The sequence below is a fragment of the Nocardia coubleae NBRC 108252 genome (assembly GCF_001612805.1).
Classification (GTDB): Bacteria; Actinomycetota; Actinomycetes; order Mycobacteriales; family Mycobacteriaceae; genus Nocardia; species Nocardia coubleae.
Map to the genome: position 1 here is coordinate 91292 of NZ_BDBD01000008.1, position 24731 is coordinate 116022.

General features: G+C 68.9%; 21 protein-coding genes and 1 pseudogene. 4 read left to right on the plus strand and 18 right to left on the minus strand.

The features are described 5' to 3' along the window. Positions 1 to 62 precede the first annotated feature (62 nt). The 4 genes and pseudogenes from NCO8_RS06740 to NCO8_RS06760 form a co-directional block, all read right to left on the minus strand. Positions 63 to 1164: pseudogene (locus NCO8_RS06740) on the minus strand (hypothetical protein); the annotation flags it as partial. 4 nt (positions 1165 to 1168) lie between these two features. Continuing rightward, on the minus strand, positions 1169 to 2821 hold the full coding sequence (gene casG / locus NCO8_RS06750; protein WP_067637335.1) for a steroid-24-oyl-CoA synthetase: 1653 nt from the start codon (positions 2819 to 2821) through the stop codon (positions 1169 to 1171). Further along, positions 2818 to 3987 (minus strand): serine hydrolase domain-containing protein, encoded by a 1170-nt coding sequence (locus NCO8_RS06755; protein WP_067637337.1) that lies wholly within the window; start codon positions 3985 to 3987, stop codon positions 2818 to 2820. Before NCO8_RS06755 ends, casG begins: the two co-directional genes overlap by 4 nt. Further along, positions 3984 to 5354 (minus strand): flavin-containing monooxygenase, encoded by a 1371-nt coding sequence (locus tag NCO8_RS06760; RefSeq protein WP_067637339.1) that lies wholly within the window; start codon positions 5352 to 5354, stop codon positions 3984 to 3986. Before NCO8_RS06760 ends, NCO8_RS06755 begins: the two co-directional genes overlap by 4 nt. An 80-nt stretch (positions 5355 to 5434) precedes the next feature. Between NCO8_RS06760 and NCO8_RS06765 the strand changes: the two genes are divergently transcribed. Next, the gene (locus tag NCO8_RS06765) at positions 5435 to 6079 is read left to right on the plus strand and encodes a TetR/AcrR family transcriptional regulator (RefSeq protein WP_067637343.1); all 645 of its coding nucleotides are present in this window, start codon (positions 5435 to 5437) and stop codon (positions 6077 to 6079) included. Between the two features lie 2 nt (positions 6080 to 6081). Here the strand turns inward: NCO8_RS06765 and NCO8_RS06770 are convergent, their stop codons facing one another. The 3 genes from NCO8_RS06770 to NCO8_RS06780 all read right to left on the minus strand — a co-directional run bounded on the left by NCO8_RS06770 (position 6082) and on the right by NCO8_RS06780 (position 9412). Then, on the minus strand, positions 6082 to 8640 hold the full coding sequence (locus NCO8_RS06770) for a winged helix-turn-helix domain-containing protein (RefSeq protein ID WP_067637345.1): 2559 nt from the start codon (positions 8638 to 8640) through the stop codon (positions 6082 to 6084). A 155-nt stretch (positions 8641 to 8795) separates the two neighbouring features. Then, a complete protein-coding gene (locus NCO8_RS06775; protein ID WP_067491732.1) occupies positions 8796 to 9011 on the minus strand; it encodes a DUF8691 family protein in 216 nt (71 codons plus the stop codon). Positions 9012 to 9079: 68 nt separating this feature from the next. Then, positions 9080 to 9412: a TfoX/Sxy family protein gene (locus tag NCO8_RS06780; protein ID WP_067637347.1), complete on the minus strand. Its 333-nt coding sequence runs from the start codon at positions 9410 to 9412 to the stop codon at positions 9080 to 9082. Positions 9413 to 9558: 146 nt separating this feature from the next. Between NCO8_RS06780 and NCO8_RS06785 the strand changes: the two genes are divergently transcribed. After that, positions 9559 to 9987, plus strand: coding sequence for an Ig-like domain-containing protein (locus NCO8_RS06785; protein ID WP_067637349.1), 429 nt, complete (start codon positions 9559 to 9561; stop codon positions 9985 to 9987). A gap of 54 nt (positions 9988 to 10041) precedes the next feature. On the opposite strand, the gene NCO8_RS06790 is transcribed toward NCO8_RS06785, so the two are convergent. Both NCO8_RS06790 and NCO8_RS06795 read right to left on the minus strand, forming a co-directional pair. After that, positions 10042 to 11007 (minus strand): alpha/beta hydrolase, encoded by a 966-nt coding sequence (locus NCO8_RS06790; protein ID WP_067637350.1) that lies wholly within the window; start codon positions 11005 to 11007, stop codon positions 10042 to 10044. A gap of 78 nt (positions 11008 to 11085) precedes the next feature. Continuing rightward, positions 11086 to 12018, minus strand: a complete 933-nt coding sequence (locus tag NCO8_RS06795; protein WP_067637352.1) for a Rossmann-fold NAD(P)-binding domain-containing protein — start codon at positions 12016 to 12018, stop codon at positions 11086 to 11088. Between the two features lie 97 nt (positions 12019 to 12115). On the opposite strand from NCO8_RS06795, the gene NCO8_RS06800 reads away from it, so the two are divergent. Continuing rightward, a complete protein-coding gene (locus NCO8_RS06800) occupies positions 12116 to 13063 on the plus strand; it encodes a GlxA family transcriptional regulator (protein ID WP_067637353.1) in 948 nt (315 codons plus the stop codon). Between the two features lie 60 nt (positions 13064 to 13123). Here the strand turns inward: NCO8_RS06800 and NCO8_RS06805 are convergent, their stop codons facing one another. The 3 genes from NCO8_RS06805 to NCO8_RS06815 form a co-directional block, all read right to left on the minus strand. Continuing rightward, entirely contained in the window at positions 13124 to 13705 is a 582-nt protein-coding gene (locus tag NCO8_RS06805; protein ID WP_067637357.1) for a TetR/AcrR family transcriptional regulator, read from the minus strand. Between the two features lie 25 nt (positions 13706 to 13730). Next, positions 13731 to 14612, minus strand: a complete 882-nt coding sequence (locus NCO8_RS32015) for a hypothetical protein (protein WP_067637358.1) — start codon at positions 14610 to 14612, stop codon at positions 13731 to 13733. Between the two features lie 96 nt (positions 14613 to 14708). Further along, complete coding sequence (locus tag NCO8_RS06815; RefSeq protein WP_067637360.1) at positions 14709 to 15434, minus strand: SDR family oxidoreductase; 726 nt, start codon at positions 15432 to 15434, stop codon at positions 14709 to 14711. An 87-nt stretch (positions 15435 to 15521) separates the two neighbouring features. Between NCO8_RS06815 and NCO8_RS06820 the strand changes: the two genes are divergently transcribed. Next, positions 15522 to 16409, plus strand: coding sequence for a LysR family transcriptional regulator (locus tag NCO8_RS06820; protein ID WP_067637362.1), 888 nt, complete (start codon positions 15522 to 15524; stop codon positions 16407 to 16409). Between the two features lie 177 nt (positions 16410 to 16586). Here the strand turns inward: NCO8_RS06820 and NCO8_RS06825 are convergent, their stop codons facing one another. The 6 genes from NCO8_RS06825 to NCO8_RS06850 form a co-directional block, all read right to left on the minus strand. Then, a complete protein-coding gene (locus NCO8_RS06825; RefSeq protein ID WP_084456680.1) occupies positions 16587 to 17333 on the minus strand; it encodes a sirohydrochlorin chelatase in 747 nt (248 codons plus the stop codon). Beyond that, entirely contained in the window at positions 17327 to 18565 is a 1239-nt protein-coding gene (locus NCO8_RS06830; protein ID WP_067637364.1) for a uroporphyrinogen-III synthase, read from the minus strand. The genes NCO8_RS06825 and NCO8_RS06830 overlap by 7 nt, the downstream gene beginning before the upstream one ends. Then, the gene (gene nirD, locus NCO8_RS06835) at positions 18562 to 18939 is read right to left on the minus strand and encodes a nitrite reductase small subunit NirD (protein ID WP_067637366.1); all 378 of its coding nucleotides are present in this window, start codon (positions 18937 to 18939) and stop codon (positions 18562 to 18564) included. Before nirD ends, NCO8_RS06830 begins: the two co-directional genes overlap by 4 nt. Positions 18940 to 19002: 63 nt before the next feature. Further along, a complete protein-coding gene (gene nirB, locus NCO8_RS06840) occupies positions 19003 to 21549 on the minus strand; it encodes a nitrite reductase large subunit NirB (RefSeq protein ID WP_067637368.1) in 2547 nt (848 codons plus the stop codon). A 30-nt stretch (positions 21550 to 21579) separates the two neighbouring features. After that, on the minus strand, positions 21580 to 23040 hold the full coding sequence (locus tag NCO8_RS06845; protein WP_084456682.1) for a nitrate/nitrite transporter: 1461 nt from the start codon (positions 23038 to 23040) through the stop codon (positions 21580 to 21582). 266 nt (positions 23041 to 23306) lie between these two features. Further along, a complete protein-coding gene (locus NCO8_RS06850) occupies positions 23307 to 24458 on the minus strand; it encodes an MFS transporter (protein WP_245655271.1) in 1152 nt (383 codons plus the stop codon). Between the last annotated feature and the right edge of the window lie 273 nt (positions 24459 to 24731).

Here is a 24731-nt window from a genome sequence, read left to right on the forward strand (position 1 = left end):
TAGGACTCCACCTCACTGTAGACAGCCTGAGAGAATTTGCATATCACTCTTTCAAATCAGCGTCACGCCTTGGCGGCGGCCGGGCGGTGCGGCTGATCGGCGGCCCGGGGGAACTCCCCGACGCGCTCGGTTCCGAGGACCGGATCGGCCGCACCTCGGCCGAACACATAGCGCCCGTTCACGAACACCGCGCGCACCGTCTCGTCGTTGCGGTTGACCATGCGTGAGAGGCCGCCGTACACCGCCACGGGACTCTCGGCGTAGGCGTCGAGGGTGTCGTCGAGGTGGGCGGGGTCGATGACGACCGCGTCGGCACGATCGCCGAGTCGCAGATGGCCCGCGTCGAGGCCGTACCAGTCGGCCAGCTCGCCGGTGAGCCGGTGCACGGCGCGCTCGACGGACATGAACGGCCGCTGCCCCGCGGCGGCGACTCGGCGCAGCAGGCGAAGGCCGAAGTTGTAGAAGGCCATATTGCGCAGGTGGGCGCCCGCATCGGAGAAGCCGAGCTGCACCGACGGATCGGCGGCGAGTACATCGGCGACCTCGGGGCGGTAGTTGGAAATAGTTGTGCGCCAACGAAGTTTGTCGCCGTGCTCCACCACCAGGTCGAGGAAGGCGTCGACAGGGTGCAGCCCACCCCGGTCGACACCGACCTGACCGAAGGTCTTGCCGAGCACGGTGTCGTCGGGGCAGGCGACGATATCGGCGTCGAAGAAGTCGCGGTGCCAGACGCGCGGACCGTACTTCTTCTCGTAGTCCTTGCGGAAGGTGTGACGGTAGCCCTCGTCGCACAGGATGTTGCCAGCGAAAGTCGCCGTCGATCGCGCCACAGCCCATGCGTTCCATCTCGGCGAGTTCTTCGGCGCTCGGCTTCACCTCCTTGCGGGTGGCCCGGTCCAAGCCCATGACCGCGGCCCGCATATCGGAGTGGCCGATGAAGCAGGCCAGGTTCGGACCGAGCGGCAGCTGCTCGAGCGCCTCGATGAATTCTGTTGCGGTGACCCAGGTTCGATGCTCGTCCAGCGCACTGACGACGTAGTCGCGGGGAATGGCCTCCACCCGCCCGAACAAATCACCGGCCGTCTCGCCGTCGACGTGGACGGTCGAGAGCGAACACGATCCGAGCAGCACGGTGGTGACGCCGTGGCGCACCGACTCCGACATCCTTCTACACCGCGAGGTCGCGCCGGGTGACCTTGCCGGTCGCGTTGCGCGGCAACGCGTCGGCGGTGATCCGCCAGCGTGCGGGCACCTTGAAGTAGGCGAGCCGAGCGGCGAGGTACTCGCGCAGTTCGTCCTCCTCGACCGTGCCCGGTTCGGCGACGACCACGGCCGCCACCTCTTGGCCCAGGTCGGGGTGCGGCACGCCGAAGACCGCGCAGTCGGTGACCGAGGGGTGTTCGACGAGGACGTTCTCGATCTCGGTGGGGTACACGTTCTCCCCGCCGCGCAGGATCAGGTCGGTGCGCCTGCCCGACACGGTGAGCCTGCCGTCGGTCATCGTCCCGAAATCGCCTGAGCGCAACCACCTTCCGTCGTCGATGACCTCTGCCGTCGCGGACTCGTTGTTCCAGTAGCCGAGCATCACGTACTGGCTGCGGATGAAGATCTCGCCTTCGGTCCCGTCGGGCAGCACCGCGCCGTCAGGGTCACGGATCTCCACCGACACCCCGATGATCGGCCTGCCGACCGACCCCGCGTCGGCCAGCAGATCCAGCGGTGTCGCCACGGTGGCGGCGGTGCCGCTCTCGGTGAGCCCGTAACTGGTGGTCAGCGACAGCGGGACTCCGGCGAGGTGTTCGCGCAGCCGCTCGAGCAGGGCGGGCGCCGAGGGCGCGGAGTTCAGCGACAGTGCCGCCAGCGTCGACAGGTCGTAGCCCGACACGTCGTGGTCGAGCAGGCGGGTCGCCATGGTCGGCACCGCCGCCCAGTTGGTGACCCGTTCCCGCTGGACCAGGGTCAGCACCCGGCCCACGTCGAAGGCGCCGTGCGGGAACACCGCCGCCGCACCGGTCGCCAGGCGCGGGATCACCAGATTGTGCAGGCTGGCGATGTGGAACAGCGGCGCGGTGACCAGGTACCGACGCTCGCTCGGCCCGTCTCCGACCGGCTGACCGGTGAACGCCGCCTGCATGGCATCGGTGAAACGGTGATACTCGGTGATCGCCAACAGGTTTCGCTGGGTATGCACCACGCCTTTGGCGCGCCCGCTCGTCCCGCTGGTGTACAGGATGACGGCCGGGTCATCTTCTGCCACCGGGGTTTCCGGCATCGCGGCACCCCGGTACTCCGCGACGAGGGCGGGCAGGTCCTCCTCGAAGGTCAACACCGGCACGTCACTGCCCGTTTCGGTCAGCCGCGCAGACCTTTTCGCGTCGGCGACCACCACCTTCGGGGTGGTGTGGCCGAGTGCGTAGGCGATTTCCGGCGGCGCCCACCAGGCGTTGTAGCCCACCGGGATGGCGCCCAGACATTGTGCCGCCCAGAAGGTGACCACCCAGTCGGGACCGTTGGCGGCCAGGATCGCGACCCGGTCGCCCTTGCCGACGCCGTGGCGTTCGGCCAGCGCGGTCGCCAGCGCACCGACCGCCGCCGCGTGCTCGGTGAAGCCGACCCGGCGGTCCTCGGTGACGAGATAGTCGCGATCACCCCAGGTCAGCGAGTGCTCGAGCAGCTCACGCAGGCTGCGCCGCCGACGCGCGAACACCGGCATCGGCGCACCGAGCACCTCCTCGACCGTCATCTCGAAGGGCGCGCCGGGCGCGGTGAGTCCGGCCGCCACCTGCGCGACGAACACCTGGGGGTCAACGGCTTCGGTCATGAGGTCCTCCCTCGAGAACGGTCGGTTCCGGCGACCGCGTCGAAGACCGCCTTCAGATAGTTGTCGCAGCGATCCGATCCGATCACGCCCGGCGCCATCCGATTCATGGTGTAGGCGAAGGTGGTTCGGCGATCCAGGTCGTTGACCACCATGGCGCCGCCGTAGCCCGCCCACCAGCACACCCGGCCGTCGGGAATGTGTGGGTAGGTCTCGGGGCGCGGCAGGCCGTAGCCGATGCCGAACCGCAGCGGGGTGAGCAGCGCCAGGTCGAGGCCGTCGGCCTGCTCGCGGAAGATCGACTCGATCGTGGCGGGCGAGAGGAACCGCCTGCCACCGAGCTCACCACCGCACGAAACCAGGGACTGCACGCGAGCGACCGAACGCGCGTTGCCGTGCCCGTTCACCGCCCCCAGCTCGGCGGAACGCCAAGCGGGAGTCGCTGTTTCGGCGATGTCGAGCAGCGGGCTTGTCAGCGTTTTGACGAGAATGCTGTCGGGGTCGAGCGCGGACATGTCGAATTCGCGTTGCGGCGGTGCGACGAGCGTGGCGATCCGGTCGGCGTGCTCGGGTCCGGTGCCGATGTGGAAATCCGCGCCGAGTGGTCCCGCCAGCTCGGCGGCGAAGAATTCGCCGAGGGTGCGCCCGGTGATGCGCCGCACCAATTCCCCGACCAGATGCCCGTAGTCGAGGGCGTGATAACCCGAGGCCGTGCCGGGTTCCCACCACGGTGGCTGAGCGGCGAGCCGGGCGGCGGCGGCTTCGGTGTCGTAGATGTCGGCGAGCGCGATGGGCCGTTCCCAGCCCGAGACGCCCGAGGTGTGCGACAGCACGTGCCGCACCTCGACGCGGTCCTTGCCCTCGGCGGCGAACTCGGGCCAGTACCTGGCCACGGGTGCGTCGAGGTCGAGGTCGCCGCGATCCACGAGCAGCAGGGCGCACAGGGCGGTCATCGTCTTGGTCACCGAGAAGACGTTCACCAGGGTGTCGGCCTGCCAGGCCACGGTGCGATCGGGGTCGGCGTGACCACCCCACAGGTCGAGGACCGGATCGCCGTCGACCGTCACACACAGCGACGCGCCGAGCTCGGCGCCCGTGGCGAGCTGCTCGTCGAATACCTCTCGCACCTGTGCGAAGTCGTCCCGGCAGAAGCCCGCTGCGCGCGTCATCGGCTGGCCTCGGCCTGGGCGCGGGCGGGTACCGGCAACGTATTGCCCGCGGCCGCGGCACGTTTGGCCCCGCGCTCGAGCTCCTTGGCCAGCCCGCGGACGTACGGCTCGAATTCGACCTGGATGGTGTGGCGCGGCGAATCGTAGTACCGCCCGGCGCGGGCATCGAGCCGCTCGTCGACCTCGGCGTCCATCTCGGCCCGCGAGGGCAGGTGATAGCGGCCGGTGAGGTAGGCGGCGACCAGCTTGGTCTGCTGTTCGGCGAAGTTGACCAGCGTAGGAGTCGGTTGTGCCAGACCGAGATAGAACAGATTGTCCACCGATGGCTTCATCATCATCTGGAACAGCGGGAGCCGGTTGTCGCTGTCCGGCACCAGAGACGGATCGGTGAAGAACGGGAAGCTGATGTGATAGCCGGTGGCGCACAGCACCACGTCGACCTGTTCGCGCGAGCCGTCGGCGAAATGGACGGTGTCACCGTCGAGCCGGGTGATGGGGGGCTTGCATTCCACATCCCCGCAGCCGGCGCGGTGCAGGAATTCCTCACTCGCCGACGGGTGCGCCTCGAACGGTTCGTGATCCGGTGCGGGCAGACCGTAGTTCTGCATCAGACCGCGATTCTTGCGCACGAAGCGCTGCTTGAGTTTCAGCGCGACCTTCGGCGGCATCCACTTGGGCATCGACCGCCGGTCACCCACCTGACCGCGCACGTATTTCGGCAGCACCCACACCCCGCGCCGAGCCGACACGAACAGCCGTTCGGCCAGGAAACGCTGGGACAGTTCGGAGGCGATATCGAGCCCTGAATTGCCCATGCCGACCACCACGATGCGCTTGCCACGCATGTCGATGGGATCGAAGGGGTCGTTGTAGGCGTGGCTGTGCATGAGCACACCGTCGAAATCACCGGGGTAATCCGGCATTCGGGGGTCCCAGTGGTGGCCGTTGCAGACGATCAGCGCGTCGAAGACCTCGGTGTCACCGGCCGCCGTCACCAGCCAGCGGCCGTCGTCGGTCCGCTCGGCCGCCGTGACCAGCGCGTCGAACCTGATCCGGTCGCGCAGGCCGAAATGGTCGACGTAGTCCTTGAAGTACTGGTGCAGTTGCGAATGGTGCGGGAAGTCCGGCCAATCCGCGGGCGCGGGAAAGTCCTCGAACTGCAGGCGGTACTTGGACGTATCGATGTGCAGGCTCTGATAGCAGGCCGACATGCCGTTGGGATTGCGGTAATACCAATTGCCGCCGACCTCGTCGGACGCCTCGTAACAGACGAACGGAATGCCGTACTCGGCAAGGCGTTTGGCCGCCGTGATACCCGACGGGCCCGCGCCGATGACGCAAACCCTCGGCAGCTCCGGTGTATTCATGCACGACTCCTCATCGACTCACGCTCACCGACGTGACCCGCACCACACGATAGCGGTTCGCTGGACACAGCGTCCAGTGAATGAGCATGCCGTCTACGATGGTCCTCATGTCGCCGGAACCCACCGCCCAGCGAGGCTCGCTGCGCGAGGAACACAAGCGCCTGACCACGGCACGCATCGTCGACACCGCGCGCACACTGTTCGAGACCCGCGGCTACTCCTCGGTCCGGGTCGACGACATCGCCGCCGCCGCGGGCTGCAGCCGGGCCACCTTCTACCTGCACTTCGCCGGTAAACCCGAGGTGCTGCGCGCGATCGCCAACCAGGGCACGCTCACCAGCGTCCGGATGGTCTACGCCGACCTCGACCGCGTGCTCACCACCGGATCACGCGCGGCGTTCGCGGACTGGATGGCCCGCGCCATCGACTGGTTCTTCGTGAACAAGGACATGCTGCCCGCCTGGGACGAAGCCACCGCGGTGGAACCGGAATTCCGCAGGCTGGCCCGCGAGGGCATCATGACGCTGGCCGACAGCATGCCGGACTATCTCGCCCGCTGGCCCGAGGACCGGCGCGAGGAAGCCCGGTTACGGATCGAACTGCTCGTCGCCCAGCTCGAGCGGTTCTTCACCCGCTGGGCCATGCAGGGCACCATCGACGTGACCGCCGAACAGGCCGCCGAAGTCCTCACCGACGTCTGGTTCCCCGCGCTGCGCGCCCCGTGAACTCAGAGCAGGCCGACGCACCGCGCCTGCGCGATGGCCGCACCGCGCGCGTTCACACCGAGCTTCTGATAGATGCCGCGCAGGTGCGTCTTCACCGTGTTCACCGAGACCCCCAGGTCGGCGGCGATGCTGGTGGCGGTCAGCCCCGACGGAAGACGGCGCAGCACAACGAGTTCGGTGTCGGTGAGCCGAGGTGCGTCGGCCATGGCGCCACGGTGGGCGCGCACGTGGTCGACGAAGGCGTCGTAGCGACCGAAGTGCGAACCCAGCCGGTCGAGCAGTTCGGCGGCACCCGGCACGTCAAGGAACGGACGGATCAGGTGTTCCCCACTGGCGTGGGCAAGGGCCTGCTCGAAGGCATCCTCGACCTTGCGCGGACGATCGAGCTGGTCGGCGGCGACCGCGATGAGCAGCCACGCGGCCACGGCCTGACCGTCGGTGACCTCGCCGACCAGCGGTGTCAGCAGCGGCAGGACGGCGGCCGGGCGCTGGGTGTGCAGGGCAAGGGCGGCTTCGGCCAGCTGGGTGTCGACGGTCTTGCCGAGTACCCGGGTCGCGTGGTCGACCAGAGCGCGCGCCTCGACCTTGGCATGCACCCGCAGCAGGAGCCACAGCACCTCGGTGACCAGGTTTCCGGCACCGAGCAGCGCCGGGGCGTCGTCGAGTAGGTGGTGCAGGCGTCTGCTCAGTGTGGTGGCCGCGGCGGCGCGGTCGATGGTGTCGTCGAAGGTGAGGACGCCGATGACGATGCGGGCCTGGCGCAGCAGGGCGGGGGTGGTCGTGTCGTCGGCCGACAGGTCGGGCAGCGGCTTGCCGTAAGCGCAACCCTGCCGGTGCGCGCCGTAGGCGGCGGTCACGCGGGCCATCGCGGCCTCCGACGATCCGGTGAGCCCGTAGCGATCAGCGCACTCGAGGGCCTGGGCGGCCAGCACCCGCAGCTCACCGACCCGACCCGTGATGCCCGATGCCGCCGCGACCGCCGTGCGGGCCCGTACCGCGACGCGACCGAGTCCCGCCTCCTCGGCGTAGACCACCGCATGCCGCAAAGCCGCTGTGCCGCTGACGATCCGGCCGCCGAACACTTCGGCCGCACCGCAGTGCAGTGCCACATAGCAGTCGAGATCAGTGTGACCGGTGACGGGCGGCAACTGCCACCGCATGGAGGCCGAATCACCGGCCAGCACGGCCACCCCCGCGCTCACCGCGTGATCGAGCGCGGCGATCCACTCGGCCGGAACCAGTGCCGATCCCGGCCACGAACCCACATGGGCCGCCTCCAAATACACTTCCGCCGGGGCGATCTCACCGTCTTCCACCGCGACGGCGGCGCGCAACAACCCGACGAACGTGTCGTCCGACAGGCCGGGTACCTGATCGAGGGCGTGCAACAGCAGGTGACCCTTGCCGTCGAGCACCATCCGTACGCCCCACTCCCACAGGAACGACGCCAGGCCCGGCGCACCCGGTTCGGCGAGCACATGGTCCAGAGCGCAGCCGGGCAGGGCGGCGCCGGTGAACCACTCGGCGAGGTGCCGGTGCAACCCGGGCAGGCGTTCGGCCCTGGTATGCGCGGCCTCGGCCAGCAGGTAGGCCCGCAGCAGCGGGTGATAGGTGTACCAGAGCTGTCCGTCGGTGGCGACCGTGTGCAGCGGGAAGCTGGCACGCAGTAGTTCGTCGAGAATGCGCGACGCGGCCGGGCCGAGCAGTTCCTCGGCCATCGGCAGGCAGAACCGGGTGGGAACGGCCGTGGTGAGCAGGAATTCGACGGTGCGTGGGGGCAGCGTCTCGATGAGTTCGGCGACGAGGAAGTCGGCGACCGCGTGGGTCGGTGCGGCCAGCGCGGTGAGGGCGGTGCTCCGGTCGTCGGTGCCGAGCGAGATGGCGGCGATCCGGACCAGGGCGGCCCAGCCGCGGGTGAGTTCGTGCAGGGCGGCGAGGTCGGTGTCGTCGAGGTGGCAGTCGTGCTGGGCGAGCAGCTCGGCGACGCGATCCGGTGGCATGGCCAGTTCGGTCGCGCCGAGGCGGGTGAGTCTGCCCGCCAGCTCGAGCACGTGCCAGCGCAGCGGCGGTTCGAAACGGCCGCCGAGCAGCGCGGTGATCTTCGGCGGCAGCCGGGTGAGCAGGTACTCCAGACCCGCGAGTTGCAGTGGGTCGGTGAGCAGGTGGACATCGTCGATGACGAGGACGGTCTCCTCGGTGTCGGCGAGCGCGGCGACGAGGTCGGCGGCGCGGTCGGCGGGCGTGCGCAGGACACCGTCGGGAACGGCCGCGGCCGTCGGGTCGAGCGCCCGGGCCACGGCGGCGAGCAGGTCGGCGCCGGGGCTGGTGCACACCGTCAGCCAGGCCAGCCGTGGCGCGGGCCGGGCGGTGTTCACCCAGTCGACCATGGCCACGGTCTTGCCGCTGCCTGCCGGTCCGCACACCAGCACGACGTGCCCCGGCGCGGTGCGTGCACTGTCGAAAGCCGCGGTCGCCGCGTCACAGCGGACGGGGGCGAAGGACAGTTCGGGAACGCGGTCCTCGGTCCCACGGCCGGCCACAGCTATCGCGGAGCGTGCCATCACGAGCCTCCTGAACTCGAGTTCTCACCTGCCCCCGACATCGTGTGCGAGTTCGACGGTAGGCCACGCGGGCGCCACGAGTTTGCTGGTGACGACATCTCGACGTGCTCGTTACCAGATCGACGCAGGCTCTTTGCGTGGCCCGCCCCGTCACCTCAGTCGGGCAGGCGTGACATCTCGAGCAGCGTGAGGCCGAGGGTGTCGATGCGCGCGAGAATCCCCCGCACAGCGGTGCTGTCGGCGACGGTGCCGAACAGCGTCGTTGTCCCGGCCGCGGCATGATCGCTGGGAATGAGCTCCGGAAACGCCGCGAGTACACGATCGGACAGTTCGCCCTCGAGGACGAATTGATAGCGCAGCGGCCCGGACATGGTGTCAGTCTTGCAGTTCGCGCCCGGGTCACACCTCACCCGAGGCGGGTGAAATAGGCGGTGGCCGATTATTTGCTGGGCAAGGCCGCCGCGAAGGCGACGCCGCGGGTCACCCAGTCACGCAGCGACGCATCGTCATCGACCGCCTCGGGGGCGACGCGTAACCAGCCGCTGAGCTCGCGGCCACCCATCACCATCGGCGACACCGCCGACCCGTCGAGCAGCGTGTCGCCTTCGGCCGGATCGACGCGCACCAGCAATCCGCCCTGTCCGCTGGCGGCGACGGCCATGTTGCCGCCGATCAGGAACGCGAGCCCACCGAACATCTTCTTCTCGGCGAGATCGGCCCGAGGGTAGACGATCTCCCGGATCCGCTCGGCGAGTTCCTCGTCGTATGCCATGGGCCGAGTATGCGCCGGGGCACCGACAGATTCACTCTGCTTTCCCGGCCGCCAAAATTTTAAACATCTCTTTTTCTGTTTTCAGGGCCTCGGCGGAACCGACTGGCTAATCTCGCGCTCACCACAGCTCGACACAGGAGAACACCATGCAGATCCACCAGGCACGGCGCACCGGCTTCGGCCTCACCGCGTTCACCGCGATCGCGGCGGCGGCCGTGCTGACGGCACCGCAGGCCTCGGCGCTCGTCCAGAGCATCGCGGTGAGCGGCACCACCCACTACGTGGGCACCCCCTACACCGTGACGGCCGACGTCACCGCCACGTCGTTCCTGTTCAAGGTGACCTTCACCGACAACGGCACGCAGATCGGCGAGCCGGTCGCGGTCCGGGACGGCAAGGCGACCATCAGCTGGACACCGACCACGCCCGGTGCCCACGAGATCAAGGCGGTGCAGGAACTCATCAGCTCCAAGACCGTCACCGTGCAGGTCTCCGAGAAGCCGACCACCCCGCCCGACGGTGGCAGCACCGGCTCCGCCGATCTGGGCGGACTGCTCACCGGTTCGGCGAGCTAGCCGCGCACATGACGACGGCCGCCACGTGCTGCGTGGCGGCCGTCGTCGTGTGGTTCAGACACCGAGGGCGGCGGCGAACATCGGCCAGGAGTCGTGCACGTCGTCCTGCCAGTACGGCCAGGCGTGCGTACCCGCGGCCCGGAAGCGGACATCGGCGGGGATGCCGAGCTGACCGAGGCGTCCGGCGAGCGGTCCCGAGCAGCTGCCGACGACGGCTTCCATGGTGCCGCCGACCAGGACCCGGTCGAGCAGCACACCGACATTGCCCGCGATGCTCGGATCGTTGAGCGCCTCGTGCGGGCCGGGGGCACCGTTGCCCGAAGACAGGTACACCGAGGTGCCACGCAACCGGTCCGCGTGCAGCACCGGGTCGTTGGCCACCCACGCCGGGTCGCCGGGTCCGCCCCACATGTTGTCGGCATTGGCGCCGAAGGTGGCGAGCTGGGAACGGACGAGGGTCTGGGCCAGCGGATTCGCGGTCTGCGTGCACCCGCTGAAGGCGCCGACCGCGCGGTAGCGGCTCGGGGCCGCGATGGCCAGGTTCAGCGCCGAGGTGGCCGACATCGACAGCCCCGCGATGCCGTTGGCGCCGGTCATGCCGAAGCGGTCGTCGAGCAGCGGGGGCAACTCGCTGGTGAGGAAGGTGGTCCACTTGTTGCGGCCGAGAACCGGATCGTCACGTTGCCAGTCGGTGTACATGCTGGCCCGGCCGCCGATCGGGACGATCACATTCACCGGCTTGTCGGCGAAGAAGTCGACCACATCGGTGCGCCGCATCCACGGCCCGCCGCTCTCCCCGCCGTCGACGGCGTTGAGCAGATACAGCGCGGGCGCCCCCGGACCGGGATGCGACATCCACAGGGTGATCGGCCGGTTCATCGCCGCCGAATGGACGACGACCTCGAACTGCCTGCCGCCGAGCGGCCGGACCTCGAGGATCGATGAATTCGCCGATGCCGCAGGTGAGACCACCACACCGCAGCCGAGCAGGACGAGCAGACAGCACAACAGCCGACGCATGCGCACGAGTGTGCCGCATCGATCAATAGATACCGCGCATTGACGGCGAATGTGTCCGTGTCGTCCCGTATGGGTGGGCTAGGGCGTTTCGGCCGGTACCCGAGCGGCCCGGACGATGTCGGCGAGGACATCGTCGACATCCGACGCGGTGACGCTGAAGGTTGTGCGCAGGGCCGTGTCGTCGACCAGGAATTCGTGGCGCGACATGTGCGCGGTCTCGAGCAGTTCCGGCCAGAACGGGTCGTCGCGGCCGAGTTCGAGGATCTCGTCGTCGGTCATCTCGGTGAGCACGGGAGCCGGTGCGTCCGCGAGTTCCGCGAGCCGGGTCGCGAGTGCGCGGATGCTCGTCGTGATCACCGGCGCGTGCCAGGCGCGACCCCAGGCACGGTCGTCACGCGCCACGGCGACCAGCGCCCGTGCGGCGTCACCGATCATGGTGAACGCGTGCGCGAGATCGAGACCCTGCGGCACGCTCGCGGGTTCACCCGCCAGAACCGCGGGCTGCACGAGCAGGGAGAACAGGGAAACGGCGCCGACTCCGACGAACTGGCCCGCGCGCACCTCGGTGACGCGGACCCGGCCCGCCCGGTGGGCGTCGAGCGCGTCGATCCACACCTTGGCACGGACCCGACCCTTGGCACCGGTGGCGGCGAGCGGTGTGGTTTCGTCCACTACGCCGTCGATGGGGCCGTAGCCGTAGTGGTTGCCGAGCAGCACCAGGTCGGCCCCGACGGCTTCGGCCGCCGCCCTGATCGAATCGAACAGGGGCGGAAGGGTTTCCGGCCAGGTGTGATAGGCGGGCATGGCGCAGTTGAAGACGGTCCGGGCACCACGGGCGAGTTCGGTCAGGGCGGCGGTGTCGTTGACGTCGAGCGCGATCAGCTCCACGTTCGGGTGGGTGGGACCGAGCCCGCCCCGGCTCACCATGCGCACCCGCTCCCCTGCTCCGGCGAGCAGCAGTGCGGTGGCTGTCGCGACGCCGCCACGACCGACGATCACATTCATGGACACGGTACTTCCTTTCCCAGCAGGATGTTTCGCCCAACGATGCCGTGCGGGGCCGGGCTACACTAGTGGCCGGAATGCCAGCTATCCCAAGGATCGGGCCATGAAGACAATCGCGGTGGTCGCCGTCGCGCCGGTGAAGGCATTCGACCTGTCCATGCCGGAGACCCTGATGGGTTCGGTCCTCGTCGACGGCGAACCGGGGTACCGGGTGGTGGTGTGTACGGCCGAGCCGGGTGTCCTGCCTTCCACGCCGGGCGGTTTCGATGTGGTCGTCCGGCACGGGCTCGAGGTGCTCGACGAGGCCGACACCGTGATCGTGCCGAGCACCGGCAGTCGCACCGGCGCCGATCCGGTCACCCTCGCCGCGCTGCGAGCGGCCGTCGCGCGGGGTGTGCACGTCACCTCGATCTGCAGTGGCGCTTTCGTTCTCGCACAGGCGGGGTTGCTCGACGGGCGCACCGCGACGACGCACTGGGGGCTGGCCGACGAACTGGCCACGGCTCATCCACTGGTGACGGTGCGGGCGGACGCGCTGTTCATCGAGGACGGGCCGGTCACCACGGCGGCGGGAGCGGCGGCCGGAATCGACCTGTGCCTGCACCTGATCCGCACCGACTACGGCGCCACCGTCGCCAACGCGGCCGCGCGCGCCGCCGTGGTGACGCCGGTGCGCCCCGGCGGTCAAGCCCAATTCGTCGACACCGCACTGCCTCCCGACGAGGACCTCTCCCTGTCGGCTACTCGTGCCTGGGCCATGCAACGGCTCGACACTCCCCTGTCGCTGCGCGATCTCGCCGCCCACGCGCGGACCAGTGTGCGCACGCTGACCAGGCGGTTCCACGAGGAAACCGGACTCAGCCCACAGAAGTGGTTGCTGCATCAGCGCATTCATCGTGCGCGCGAACTGCTCGAATCGACGACGCTGTCGGTCGAGTCGGTCGCCCGGCACAGCGGAATGGGGACGGCGGAGTCGTTGCGCCAGCACATGATTCGCCAGCTCGGTGTGCCGCCGAGCACCTACCGCGCCAATTTCGCCACGGCTCGCTGAAGGCATCCGGACTCCCGGCGAGGCCGACCGCGAACCGATGCGCCGGGTCGAAGCGGTGCGTCAGCTGAGGAGCGCGGTGACGATCCGGTTCGCGTCGCGCAGGCGGGAAGCGGCGTTCGGGGTGCGTTCGAGGACCCAGACGCCCTGGAGGAAGACGAGCAGGAAGCGGGCCAAGGCGCGCGGGTCGCTGCCAGGAGCGAGTTCGGCCTGGGCGCGGGCTCGGGTGAGGGCGCCGGTCAGCGCGGTTTCGGTACGGGCCCAACTGGATTCGACCGCCCGGGCGACCTCCTGGTCGCGGGCGGCCAATTCCACCGCCGACGTGGTGACCAGACAGCCGAGGAAGCGGTCCTCACTGCACGACTCGCGCACGAACTGGTCGATCAGCGCGCGCACGGCGGGCAGCGCCGGGCCGGGCACGGACAGCTGCGTGGTGACCCGTTCGTCGACGACCTCCAGGTGCCGCTGCAGTGCCCGCATGAACAGGTCGTGCTTGTTGCCGAAGGTGGCGTAGATGGAACCCCTGGCGATGCCGAGATGCTCGGTGAGATCGGCCATCGAGGTCGCCTCGTACCCGCGCTCCCAGAACAGATCCAGTGCGCGGCCCAGTACCACATCGGGGTCGAATTCCTTGGTGCGCGCCACTGTTCGAGCCTAACAGCGCCGCTGGTCAGCGGGGTCCCGCGAGTGGGTACTGCGGGTAGGCCGGGCGGGCGGGCGCGAAGAAGGGCGCCGACTTCGGGTTCCAGAGCAGCACCACGGCTCCGAGCCCGATGGCGAAACCGGCGAGGGTGAACGCCAGCGCTCCCGGGGTGACGCCCAGGTCCGCCACCATCCCGAGTACCGCGTAGAGCGTCGAGAGGACGTTGAAGCCGAAGAATATGGTCGAGGTGATCCGCGCCCAGTTCTTCCCGGCCCGGCACGCGAACGCCATCCAGATCCACAGCCCCACCGTGATCAGCGCCCCGACCACGGTCGCACCGACCGTCGCGTACACGAGGACATCGAGGCTCGAGCCGCGGAACATCCCATCGGAGGAGTCGAGAAGGGTGGTGCGAACGGTGTCGATGTCGGTGAGCGAATACGCCCCGCCGAGAAACGCCACCGCCGCCCCGACCAGCATCACGATGAACGCCATCCGGATGTTCTCCGGGACCACCCGCGGCTCGGTCTCCGCCGACTCGGGCACATACGCGGGATACGACGCAGTGGGAAACACCGGCCCACCCGGCTGCCCACCGACATAAGGCTGTCCTGGAGAAGCGCCGGGCGGGAACTGCGCACCGATCGCCGGCCCGGACGGATAGGTCTGGCCGCCCGGCTGCTGCCCGGGTACATAGGGCTGCCCCGGAGCAGTGCCAGGCGCGAACTGCCCGCCGATCGGCTGCCCGGGCACAGGCTGACCTACAGCGGGCGGCTGACCCGGCACATACGGCTGCTGGCCCGGCGCGAAGGGAGCGGCAGGCGGCTGCGGGACGGCCACTTCGTCGGCGGGGTACGACGTCAGTTCGTTCGGCTCCTGCGCGTACTGCTTGTCGTCCGAACCGGACATGGACGGGTACCCCCTTCGATGGAAATCACACCACCCTATCGCGACCGGCACCCCACTGCCGCCTACGAAGCGGTGCCCCGTCGCACCTGCGCACAGCTACCAGGCGACGGTTCCCTGGTCGTCGAAGAAGCCGCCTCGGGGACCGTCGTCGGGGAGGGTGGCCAGGCGCAGGGCGATCGCGGCGCCCTGCTGGGGCGTGCGTTCTCCGGCGAATCCGGTGAAGTCGGTGGCGACGTAGCCGGGGCAGGCCAGGTTCACGATGATGTTCGTGTCGGCGAATCGGCGAGCGTACTGGGCCGTGACGCTGTTGAGCATCGACTTGGAAGGTGCGTAGGCGGCCATGACCGGCCCGGTCTGCAGGGTCAGCGAACCCATATTGCTCGACATGTTGACGATCCGGGGCGCGGTGGCACGACGGAGCAGCGGGAGCATCGCGTTCGTCACCCGGATCACCCCGAGCACGTTCGTTTCCAGGACCGTGCGCGCGACATCGAGGTCGAGGGTTGTGGGGTCCTGCGCGCCGTCCTCGAACCGGCCTGCGATGCCGGCGTTGTTGACGAGCACGTCGAGTCGCCCGGCTTGTTCCTCGATGCTCGCGGCCGCGGCGGTGACACTCTCGTCGGAGGTGACATCGAGGGCGACGCCGAATGCGTTTGTGCCGCCCGCACGCAACCGCGCCACGGCCTCCCCACGTCGGGTCTCGTCGCGCGCTCCCACCGCGACCGCGAAGCCGAGGGATCCGAGACCTTCGGCGATGGCGAAGCCGATGCCCTTGTTCGCGCCGGTGACCAGCGCTGTCTTGGTGTTGTTCACGCACTCCATGCTCGGCGCGCGATATCCGTTGCGTCCAATATTGATCGGGTACCTAGAGATACCCGGCGGGTATCACCGGGTGGATACAGTGGGCGCGTGGACGACCTGGAGACCCGTGAGCTGCGGTACTTCGTGGCGGTGGCCGAGGAACTGCACTTCGGGCGTGCTGCCCAGCGACTCGGGATCGCGCAGCCGCCGCTCTCGCGGGCGATCCGGCAGCTGGAACGTCGGCTCGGCGTTCAGCTTCTCGACCGGGACCGGCGGGGCGTGGCGTTGACCGGCGCGGGCGATGTGCTGCTGCACGAAGCCCGCCTCGCCCTCGACGCGGTCGCATCCGCTGCTCGACGGACCCGGCGGGCGGCGGATCGACAACGACCCCTTGTGCTGGTGACGAAAGCCGGTGCGTCGCACGAGCTGCTGCAACGGCTTCTCGCCGCGTCGGCAGCCCGCTCCGATACGGCACCGGTGGAAGTTCTCCTGTGCGAGGTCGGTGAGCAGGCACGATTCCTGCGCAACGGGCGCGCGGACGTGGCCCTGATGCACCGGCCGGTCGATGACCTCGCCGGGTTCGACACCGAAGACATCTGCACCGAGGGCCAGGTCGCCCTCCTCCCGGCGGGACATCCACTCGCCGCACGTCCACAGCTCACCCTCGCGGACGTGACCGACGTGCCCGGCCTCCCCATCGCGCGATGGCCCCGGCTCGACGGCTCCTACCCCGACGGTCCCGGGCCCGAAGTGCGCACCCAGTCACAACTCGCGCAGCTCGTGGCGCTCGGCAAGACCCTGCTCGTCATCCCGGCCTCGAGCCGCGCCTGGCAGTGGCCCGACCATGTCGCGGTACCCGTCGTCGACGCCCCGGAGATCACCACCGTCCTCGCCTGGCCTGCCGACAACCGTGCACCGGCCCTCGCCGCACTGGCCCGAGCCGCGGCCGAGCTTCGCACCATGCCACCAGCTGCGGCCCGGACAGCGGCACGGTAACGGACGACCGCCGGTACGGAACCCCAAGCGGACGACCGCCGGTACGGAACGCCTAGCGGACTACTGCAGGTGCGACACGCCTAGCGGACGACTGCGGGTACGGAACTGCCGGCAGACGACGGCGGGCACGGCACAGTAATCGCGCGCGTGTTCGCGGCGTGCCCGAAAGCGCAAGTCCTAGTGGACGTTCGCGCGGGCGAGTTCGTGAGCGGCGGTGCGGTAGCGGTCGGCGATGAGACGGACTACCGCGGGGTGGACGCCGATCGGTTCGGCGACGCCGTCGGCACCCGCGTCGTGCAGGCGCTGATGGAACAGGCCGTGGGCCAGCAGGTACGACGCGATGAACACCCGCTGCGAGCCCGATTCACGCAGGGCGGCAACAACTTCCGGGACGCGCGGGGCGCCGGTGGCCACGTAGGCGATCCGGACCGGGGTGGCGAGCTGCTCGGCGAGCATCCCGGCCGCGCGCCGAACATCTTGGCGTGCACGGGAATCCGACGAACCGGCGGCCGCGAAGACCACCGCGTCTCCGGGCTGCCAGCCGGCGGCGCGCAGGCGCATCGCCATGATCCTGGTCAGTGCGGGGTCAGGACCCATGGCGGGGGTCACCGCGACGGCGGTGTGTCCGCTCTCGGCCACCTCACGCGGAACGTCCTGATACACGTGGTAACCCGAGGCCAGGAACGCCGGGACCACCACGGCCGGGCCGTCGAGGTCACGCAGCACCTCCGACGGCGACGGGCCGAGCACATCGACGAAAGCGGTGCGCAGCAACGGGTTCGGGCCGGTGGTGTCCATGCCGCAACCCAGTTCGGCGCCGACCGCGTCGGCGAGGGCGGCGATCATCTCCACCCCGCGCGCGCTGCGGGTGCCGTGCGCGACGAGCACGAGGGCCGGCTCACCCGGCCGCGCCGCGCTCACCACACCCCGATCGTCTGGCTCCGCGCCGACCGCGCGGGAGTGCCGATGCCGGCGGCGTGCGGCGGCTGCACCGGCGGACGCGACGGCGCGTCGGAGCAGTCGGCCGCGTCGAGAGCGAGGCGGTAACCGCGCTTCACCACGGTCTGAATGGCTTTCGGTGTGCCGAGTCCCGCGCGCAGGCGGGCGATCGCGGTTTCCACCGCATGGGTGTCGTCGCCACCGCCGGGCAGCGCCGACAGCAGGTCCTCGCGCGACACCACTCGCCCGGGCTGACGGGCCAGCGACCGCATCAACGCCATCGGCGCGGGTGCGAGCTGACGAACCTCACCGTCGACGACAACGCAGCCACCGCGCACGCTGATGTGGTGCCCGGCCGCGTAGATCCGGTTGGCCCGGCGCGGCAGTTCCTCGGCCACGTGGCGGGCGAGCGCACCGAGCCGTGCCCGGCCGGGCATGGTCGTCGGCACGCCGAGTTCTTCCAGCGGTGCGGCGGTGATCGGACCGACACAGGCGGCGAGCACTCGTCCGCGCAGGGCGTGCAGCACCGACTCGAGCAGCCCGGTTTCCTTGGCGCGCATGAGAAGTGAGGCCACGGCGGGTGCACTGGTGAAGGTGACGCAGTCGAGGCTGCCGGAGATGATCGCGTCGATCATCGAGTCCATCGGCCCACGATCGGCCGGCGGCTCCCACCGGTACACGGGCACCGGAACCACGTCGGCGCCCGCACAGCGCAGCACCTCGCAGAAGTCGGGCACCGGTTCCCACTCGGTGGTCGCACCGTGCAACTGCACAGCGATGCGCACGCCCTCGACACCCTCGGCGAGCAGGTGGTCGAGCACCTCGGCCGACGACTCGGACGCGGGCGACCACTCTTCGCGCAGCTCAGCGGCCCGGATGGCGCCCTTGGCCTTGGGCCCACGGGCGAGCATGCGGGTGGCGGCAAGGGTGTCACGCAGCGATTCGGCCAGCCCCCACCCCTCGGCGGCTTCCATCCAGCCGCGGAAACCGATGCCGGTGGTGGCCACCGTGATGGCGGGCGGGTCGGCGATGAGCTGTTCGGTGACCCGCTCGAGTTCGGTGTCGTCGGCGAGCGGGATGATGCGGATGGCCGGGGCGCTCACCACGGTGGCGCCACGACGGGTGAGCAGGGTGCCGAATTCCTCGGCGCGACGAGCAGCGGTGATACCGATGGTGAAACCGGCGAGACAGGGTCCCGCTTCGGGCACAGAATTCATGAAGTCACCGGTTCGTTCGACACCGAGACGATGCCTGCGTCGAGTCGCACGGCATACACCGGCAGCGACTGGGTCTCATCGTCGAGGCAGCGGCCGTCGATGAGGGAGAAAGCCTGCTTGAGCAGCGGCGAGGCCACCACCGGGACCCCGCCCCGGTCGCCGACGATGCCGCGCGACATGACCGCGGCCCGGCCGAACGGATCGACATTGCCCACGGCGGTCAGCGTGCCGTCGGGTAGCAGGAACAGGGCGGCCTGCTTGCCGCCGTCGAGCAGGACCGCAACGCCGCGTCCCGGAATAAGGAAATCGAGTCGGCACGCCTGGGTCCAGGTCGTGGTCTCGGTGGTGATGGTGGGTGTGTCGATAACGGTCATCGGTTCCTCCTCCGAACGCCTTACCTATTGGTACAGGCGCCCTGTTTCCACAGGGTTAAGCGCTTATTTCCCGGCTGCTGCTGTGTCCGAGCCAACACCGGCGGGCATCCCCGGCAAGCCCAGAAGCACTGGCACCTTGCGTTCGCCGCTCTCGTCGAAGGCGATCGTCGGGTCGGCCTCGTCAGGGGCATTGACGAAGGAGACGAAGCGCGACAGCTTGTTCTCGTCCTCGAGCACCGCGGCCCACTCGTCCTTGTATCCGTCGACGTGCTTGGCCATGGCGGCCTCGAGGTCGGCGGCGATGCCGAGGCTGTCGTCGCACACGACGGCCTTGAGGTAGTCCATGCCGCCTTCGAGGGCCTCCTGCCAGGGCGCGGTGCGCTGCAGGCGGTCGGCGGTGCGGATGTAGAACATCAGGTAGCGGTCGATGTAGCGGATCAGCGTCTCGTCGTCGAGGTCGCCTGCCAGCAGCACGGCGTGCTTGGGGGTGAGACCACCGTTGCCGCCGACATAGAGGTTCCAGCCGTTCTCGGTGGCGATCACGCCGACGTCCTTGCCACGGGCTTCGGCGCATTCACGCGCGCAGCCCGACACCGCCAGCTTCAGCTTGTGCGGCGAACGCAGACCCCGGTAGCGCTTCTCGAGCAGCACGGCCATGCCGACCGAGTCCTGCTGGCCGTAGCGGCACCAGGTGGAACCGACGCAGCTCTTCACGGTGCGCAGCGACTTGCCGTAGGCGTGCCCGGATTCCATGCCCGCGTCGACCAGGCGCTTCCAGATCAGCGGCAGCTGCTCGACGCGGGCGCCGAACAGGTCGATGCGCTGACCGCCGGTGACCTTCACGTACAGGTCGAATTCCTTGGCGACCTCGCCGATCACGATCAGCTGTTCGGCGGTCACCTCACCACCGGGCATGCGCGGCACCACCGAGTAGGTGCCGTTCTTCTGCAGGTTCGCCAGGAAGTGGTCGTTGGTGTCCTGCAGCGCGGCCTGCTCGCCTTCGAGGATGTGGTCGCTCGAGGTGGAGGCGAGGATCGAGGCGACGGTCGGCTTGCAGATATCGCAGCCCGAGCCCTTGCCGTGCTTGGCGATGAGCTCCGAAAACGTCCGAATGCCAGTGACATTCACGATGTCGAACAGTTCGGCACGCGACTGCTCGAAGTGCTCACACAGCGCCTTGGACAGCGCCACACCGGACTGCTCCAGCAGCTTCTTGATCATCGGCACACAGCCACCGCAGGAGGTACCCGCGTTGGTGCAGCCCTTCACGGCCGGGATATCGCAGGCGCCCTCGGCGATGGCGCCGCAGATGGCGCCCTTGCTCACGTTGTTGCAGGAGCAGATCTGCGCGTCGTCGGGCAGCGCGTCGGCGCCCAGTTCGGCGCCGGCCGGGGAGATCAGCGAGGCCGGGTCGGCGGGCAGCGGACGCCCGACCAGCGGACGCAGCGCGGCGTAGGCCGACGCGTCGCCGACCAGGATGCCGCCGAGCAGGATCTCGGCGTTGTCGGAGACGACGAGCTTGGCGTAGGTGCCCTTGGCGGCGTCGTGCAGCACCACCGACAGCGCGCCCTCGGTGGTGGCGTGCGCGTCACCGAAGGAGGCCACGTCCACGCCCATCAGCTTCAGCTTGGTCGACATGTCGGCACCGGGGAACTCGCCCGCACCGCCCAGCAGGCGGTCGGCGACGATCTCGGCGGTGGTGTAACCGGGCGCGACCAGGCCGTAGCAGACGCCCTCGACGGCGGCGCATTCACCGATCGCGTAGATGTCGGGGTCCGAGGACCGCAGGCCGAGATCGGTGAGAATGCCTCCGCGCGGGCCGATTTCGAGCCCGGCCTCCTTGGCGACGGAGTCGTGCGGGCGGATACCGGCGGAGAACACCACCAGCGAGGCGTGGATCTCGGACTCGTCGGACAGGTGCAGCTTGACCCCGCCGGTCTCCTCCTCGATCGACTCGATCTTGGCGGTGCCGACCCCGGTGTGCACGTTCAGGCCGATGTCGGAGACCAGCTTCTCCAGGATCGCGCCACCACCGGCGTCGACCTGGGCGGGCATCAGGCGGTCGTTGTACTCGATGACGTGCGGGGTCATGCCCATCAGGCGCAGCGCGTTGGCCGCCTCCAGGCCGAGCAGGCCACCGCCGATCACCACACCGTGCGCGCCGGGTCCGGCCTTCTCGGCCGCGGCGCGGATGCCGTCCAGGTCTTCGATGGTGCGGTAGACGAAGCACTCGGGCAGGTCGTGGCCGGGCACCGGCGGCACGAAGGCGTAGGAACCGGTGGCCATCACCAGCGCGTCGTAGGCGATGACGTCACCGGTGGAGGTGGTGACGGTTTTGGCCGCGCGGTCGATGGACTCGCCGCGCTGGCCGAGCCGCAGCTCCACCAGCTCGTCGCCCTCGTACATGTTGCCCGGCAGCGCCAGGTCGTCGGGGTTCCAGTTGCCGACGTAGTAGGACAGGCCGACGCGGTCGTAGGCGGGCAGCTTCTCCTCGGAGAGCACGACCACGCGCCACTGTCCGGCGTCGTCGCGCGAGCGAAGGGCCTCGACGAAGCGGTGTCCGACCATGCCGTGGCCGACCACGACCACTGTCTTGCGAGTGCTGTTCATGAGAGTGACCTCCTGGATTGTGGTCGGTTGTCAGCGAGCCGACGACTTGGCCGACGAAGCGGTGGATTCGGCCTCGAGGACCAGGTTTTCGGCCTCGACCACGACGTCGGAGCCGGAGACCAGGGACGTGGAGCGGGGACGGCGCAGGAACACGGCCCAGGTGACGACCGCGCAGACCACGTAGAAGGCGAGGAACACCCAGAACGCGGTGGTGGCCGAGGCGGTGCTGGCATAGGAGCTGCGCAGCACCATGTTGATGCCGACACCACCCAGGGTGCCGATCGCGCCGACGAAGCCGATCAGGGCGCCGCCGGCGTTCTGCGACCAGGCGGCCTGCTCGGCCCGCGAGCCCGGCAGGCTCTTGGACTTGGCCTCGAACACCGACGGGATGATCTTGGTGACGGCACCGTTGCCGAAACCGGACAGGACGAACAAGGCGATGAAGCCGATGACCAGGAAGGTCATGGTGGCGCCGGAGGCGACCCCGTTGTTGCGGTCGGCCATCGTCGAGGCGGCGATCACGATCAGCGCGGCGGCCATCATGGCGCCGAACGTGCCGAGCGCAACCCTGCTGCCGCCGATGCGGTCGGCCAGCTTGCCGCCGTAGGGGCGCGACAGCGAACCGAGCAACGGGCCGATGAACGCGATCGAGGCGGCGTGGATCGCGGCCTGGGTGGCGGTGTCGCCACCTGCCTTGAAGCTGATCTGCAGGATCTGGCCGAAGGCGAAGCTGTAGCCGATGAACGAACCGAACGTGCCGATGTAGAGGAAGGCGATGGCGTAGGACTGCGGCACCCGCAGCGCCTTGACCATGTAGGACAGGTCGGCCTTCTGGTTGCGCAGGTTGTCCATGTACAGGGCGGCGCCGACCGCGGTCAGACCGACGAGGACCAGGTAGATCGCGCAGACGAGGTAGGCGTAGTCGCCGCCGAGGATGACCAGCACCAGCAGACCGAGCAGCTGGATCACCGGGACGCCGATATTGCCGCCACCGGCGTTCATGCCGAGCGCCCAGCCCTTGAGTCGCTGCGGGTAGAAGGCGTTGATATTGGTCATCGACGAGGCGAAGTTGCCACCACCGACACCGGCGAACGCGGCCACGATCAAAAAGGTCGTGTACGAGGTGTCCGGCTGGGTGACGAAGTACAGGGTCAGCACCAGCGGCACCAGCAGCAGCAGCGCGCTGAAGATCGTCCAGTTGCGGCCGCCGAAGCGGGCGGTGGCCACGGTGTAGGGGATCCGCAGGAATCCGCCGACCAGCGTCGGCATGGCGACGAGGAAGAACTTGCCCGCCGCATCGATGCCGAACTTGTCGGTCGGCATGAACAGCACCATCACCGACCAGATCGACCACACCGAGAACCCGACGTGCTCGGCGATGACCGACCAGATCAGGTTGCGCTTGGCAACGTCCTTGCCGCCGGCCTCCCAGGCCGCGACATCTTCGGCATCCCAGTGCTCGATGTCGTGGTTACGCTTCAGCGTGCTCAAGTTGGGCCTCCCAAAAGTGCGATGGCCCAACGGTAGGAAATGGGTATTGCCGAAATGCTGCGGGAAATTGCGCTTGAATCAACGGTTTCTCACGCCGCCCCGGTCACAGGGGTGAGATCAGCCCTTTTGTTTCGGGCATGTGACACAACGGTTTCCGCACGTAAGAAGGCGGCCGGAAATCATTCGAAACGCCCGTGAGGGTGTGATGTAGGTAGCATCGACCCGAACGCACCATTACGCAACTCGAACGGTGAGTTTTCTTCCGCTCAATTCCAGGTGTCTTCGAGCATGCGCGGTTTGCAGGCCTGCCAGGCGCCGGTGAGCAACACACCGAGCGCGACGAGCAGCAGACCGAACGGGGCGAGCCAGCCACCGGTGGCGGTGTGCAGGATGCCGAACAGCAGCGGACCCACACAGGCGACGACGTAACCGACACCCTGGGTGAATCCGGACAGCGCCGCCGAACCCTGCGGTGTGCGGGTACGCAGGTTGATCAAAGTCAGCGCCATCGGGAAGGTGCTCGGGCCGAGGCCGAGCAGCACCACCCACAGCAGCGGCGCGCTCATCGGCGCGATCAGCAGACCCGCGAAAGCGATGACGAACAGCACCATGCACGCGACGACGACAGGGAACGGGTTGCGCATGCGCGAGACGACGGTCGGCGCACCGAGCGCGGGGATCAGGCCGATCAGCGCGAACAGCGCGACCATGTTGCCGCCGAAGGCGGCGCTCGCGCCCGCGTCGGCCAGGATGGTCGGCAGCCAGGTGAACATGGCGTAGGTGGTGAGCGAGGTCATGCCGAACATGCCCGCCATGCCCCAGGCCACCGGGGAACGCCACACTTTGCCTGTGGCCGTCGGTGTTTCGGACGGCAGCGCGGTGGTGTCGGCCTTGTCGCGGCCGCGGCGGTCACGCAGGACGACCAGCCACGGCACCGCCGCGGCGAAACCGACGAGCGCCCACACGCCCATCGAGATGCGCCACCCGTGCGCCTCGGCCAGCGGCACCGCGACGAACGCGGGAATGACCGTGCTCAGCTGCACCATCACGATGTAGAGCGAGGAGATCGACGCCAGCCGATCGGCGAAATACCGCTTGACCAGCGGCGGAATCACCACATTGCCGATACCCATGCCGAGCAGCGCCACCCCGGACAAGGCGAGCAGCTCGCCGGTGCCGGAAGAGAACACGCGGGCGAGCGAACCGAATCCGGCCAGCAGCATCGCCAGCAGAACCGTGCGCTCCAGCCCGAAACGCCGCACCGCGAACGGGGTGACCAGCCCGGCGACGCCGAACATCGCGGTCGGCAGCATGCCGAACACACCGACGATGGCGGTGCCGTACCCGATGTCGTCACCGATCTGCTCGGCCAGCGGGCTGAACGCGGTGACGGCGGCACGCAGGGTGAGCGCCGACATGATGATGGCCGCGAGAACCAGCAGCCGTCCCTCGATCAGCGACCGACGGGTGAGCTGCTCGGACTCCGCCTGATCGACCTCGGCGGGCGGATTCGGGAGCGCACTCCCACCATCGACCGCATCCCATCGACCATCGACCTGCCCATCCACAGGGGTGAGCCGGGTCAAGGTTTCGGAGGAGGGCGGAGGAGTCACAGACGAAATCATAGGATGACCCGATGATCGATGCCAGCAAATGTGAGCGACAAGTCAGGCTCGAGTACCGGCCTGCCG

What these genes read in the sequence shown, in the direction of transcription:
- NCO8_RS06760 (WP_067637339.1), bottom strand. Translation starts at nt 5,354, where the DNA reads ATGAATACACCGGAGCTGCCGAGGGTTTGCGTCATCGGCGCGGGCCCG.
- NCO8_RS06785 (WP_067637349.1), top strand. Translation starts at nt 9,559, where the DNA reads ATGCAGATCCACCAGGCACGGCGCACCGGCTTCGGCCTCACCGCGTTC.
- NCO8_RS06830 (WP_067637364.1), bottom strand. Translation starts at nt 18,565, where the DNA reads ATGAATTCTGTGCCCGAAGCGGGACCCTGTCTCGCCGGTTTCACCATC.
- NCO8_RS06770 (WP_067637345.1), bottom strand. Translation starts at nt 8,640, where the DNA reads ATGGCACGCTCCGCGATAGCTGTGGCCGGCCGTGGGACCGAGGACCGC.
- NCO8_RS06800 (WP_067637353.1), top strand. Translation starts at nt 12,116, where the DNA reads ATGAAGACAATCGCGGTGGTCGCCGTCGCGCCGGTGAAGGCATTCGAC.
- nirB (WP_067637368.1), bottom strand. Translation starts at nt 21,549, where the DNA reads ATGAACAGCACTCGCAAGACAGTGGTCGTGGTCGGCCACGGCATGGTC.
- NCO8_RS06765 (WP_067637343.1), top strand. Translation starts at nt 5,435, where the DNA reads ATGAGCATGCCGTCTACGATGGTCCTCATGTCGCCGGAACCCACCGCC.
- NCO8_RS32015 (WP_067637358.1), bottom strand. Translation starts at nt 14,612, where the DNA reads ATGTCCGGTTCGGACGACAAGCAGTACGCGCAGGAGCCGAACGAACTG.
- NCO8_RS06780 (WP_067637347.1), bottom strand. Translation starts at nt 9,412, where the DNA reads ATGGCATACGACGAGGAACTCGCCGAGCGGATCCGGGAGATCGTCTAC.
- NCO8_RS06850 (WP_245655271.1), bottom strand. Translation starts at nt 24,458, where the DNA reads ATGTCGGCGCTCACCCTGCGTGCCGCCGTCACCGCGTTCAGCCCGCTG.
- NCO8_RS06790 (WP_067637350.1), bottom strand. Translation starts at nt 11,007, where the DNA reads ATGCGTCGGCTGTTGTGCTGTCTGCTCGTCCTGCTCGGCTGCGGTGTG.
- NCO8_RS06755 (WP_067637337.1), bottom strand. Translation starts at nt 3,987, where the DNA reads ATGACGCGCGCAGCGGGCTTCTGCCGGGACGACTTCGCACAGGTGCGA.
- NCO8_RS06775 (WP_067491732.1), bottom strand. Translation starts at nt 9,011, where the DNA reads ATGTCCGGGCCGCTGCGCTATCAATTCGTCCTCGAGGGCGAACTGTCC.
- nirD (WP_067637366.1), bottom strand. Translation starts at nt 18,939, where the DNA reads ATGACCGTTATCGACACACCCACCATCACCACCGAGACCACGACCTGG.
- NCO8_RS06815 (WP_067637360.1), bottom strand. Translation starts at nt 15,434, where the DNA reads ATGGAGTGCGTGAACAACACCAAGACAGCGCTGGTCACCGGCGCGAAC.
- casG (WP_067637335.1), bottom strand. Translation starts at nt 2,821, where the DNA reads ATGACCGAAGCCGTTGACCCCCAGGTGTTCGTCGCGCAGGTGGCGGCC.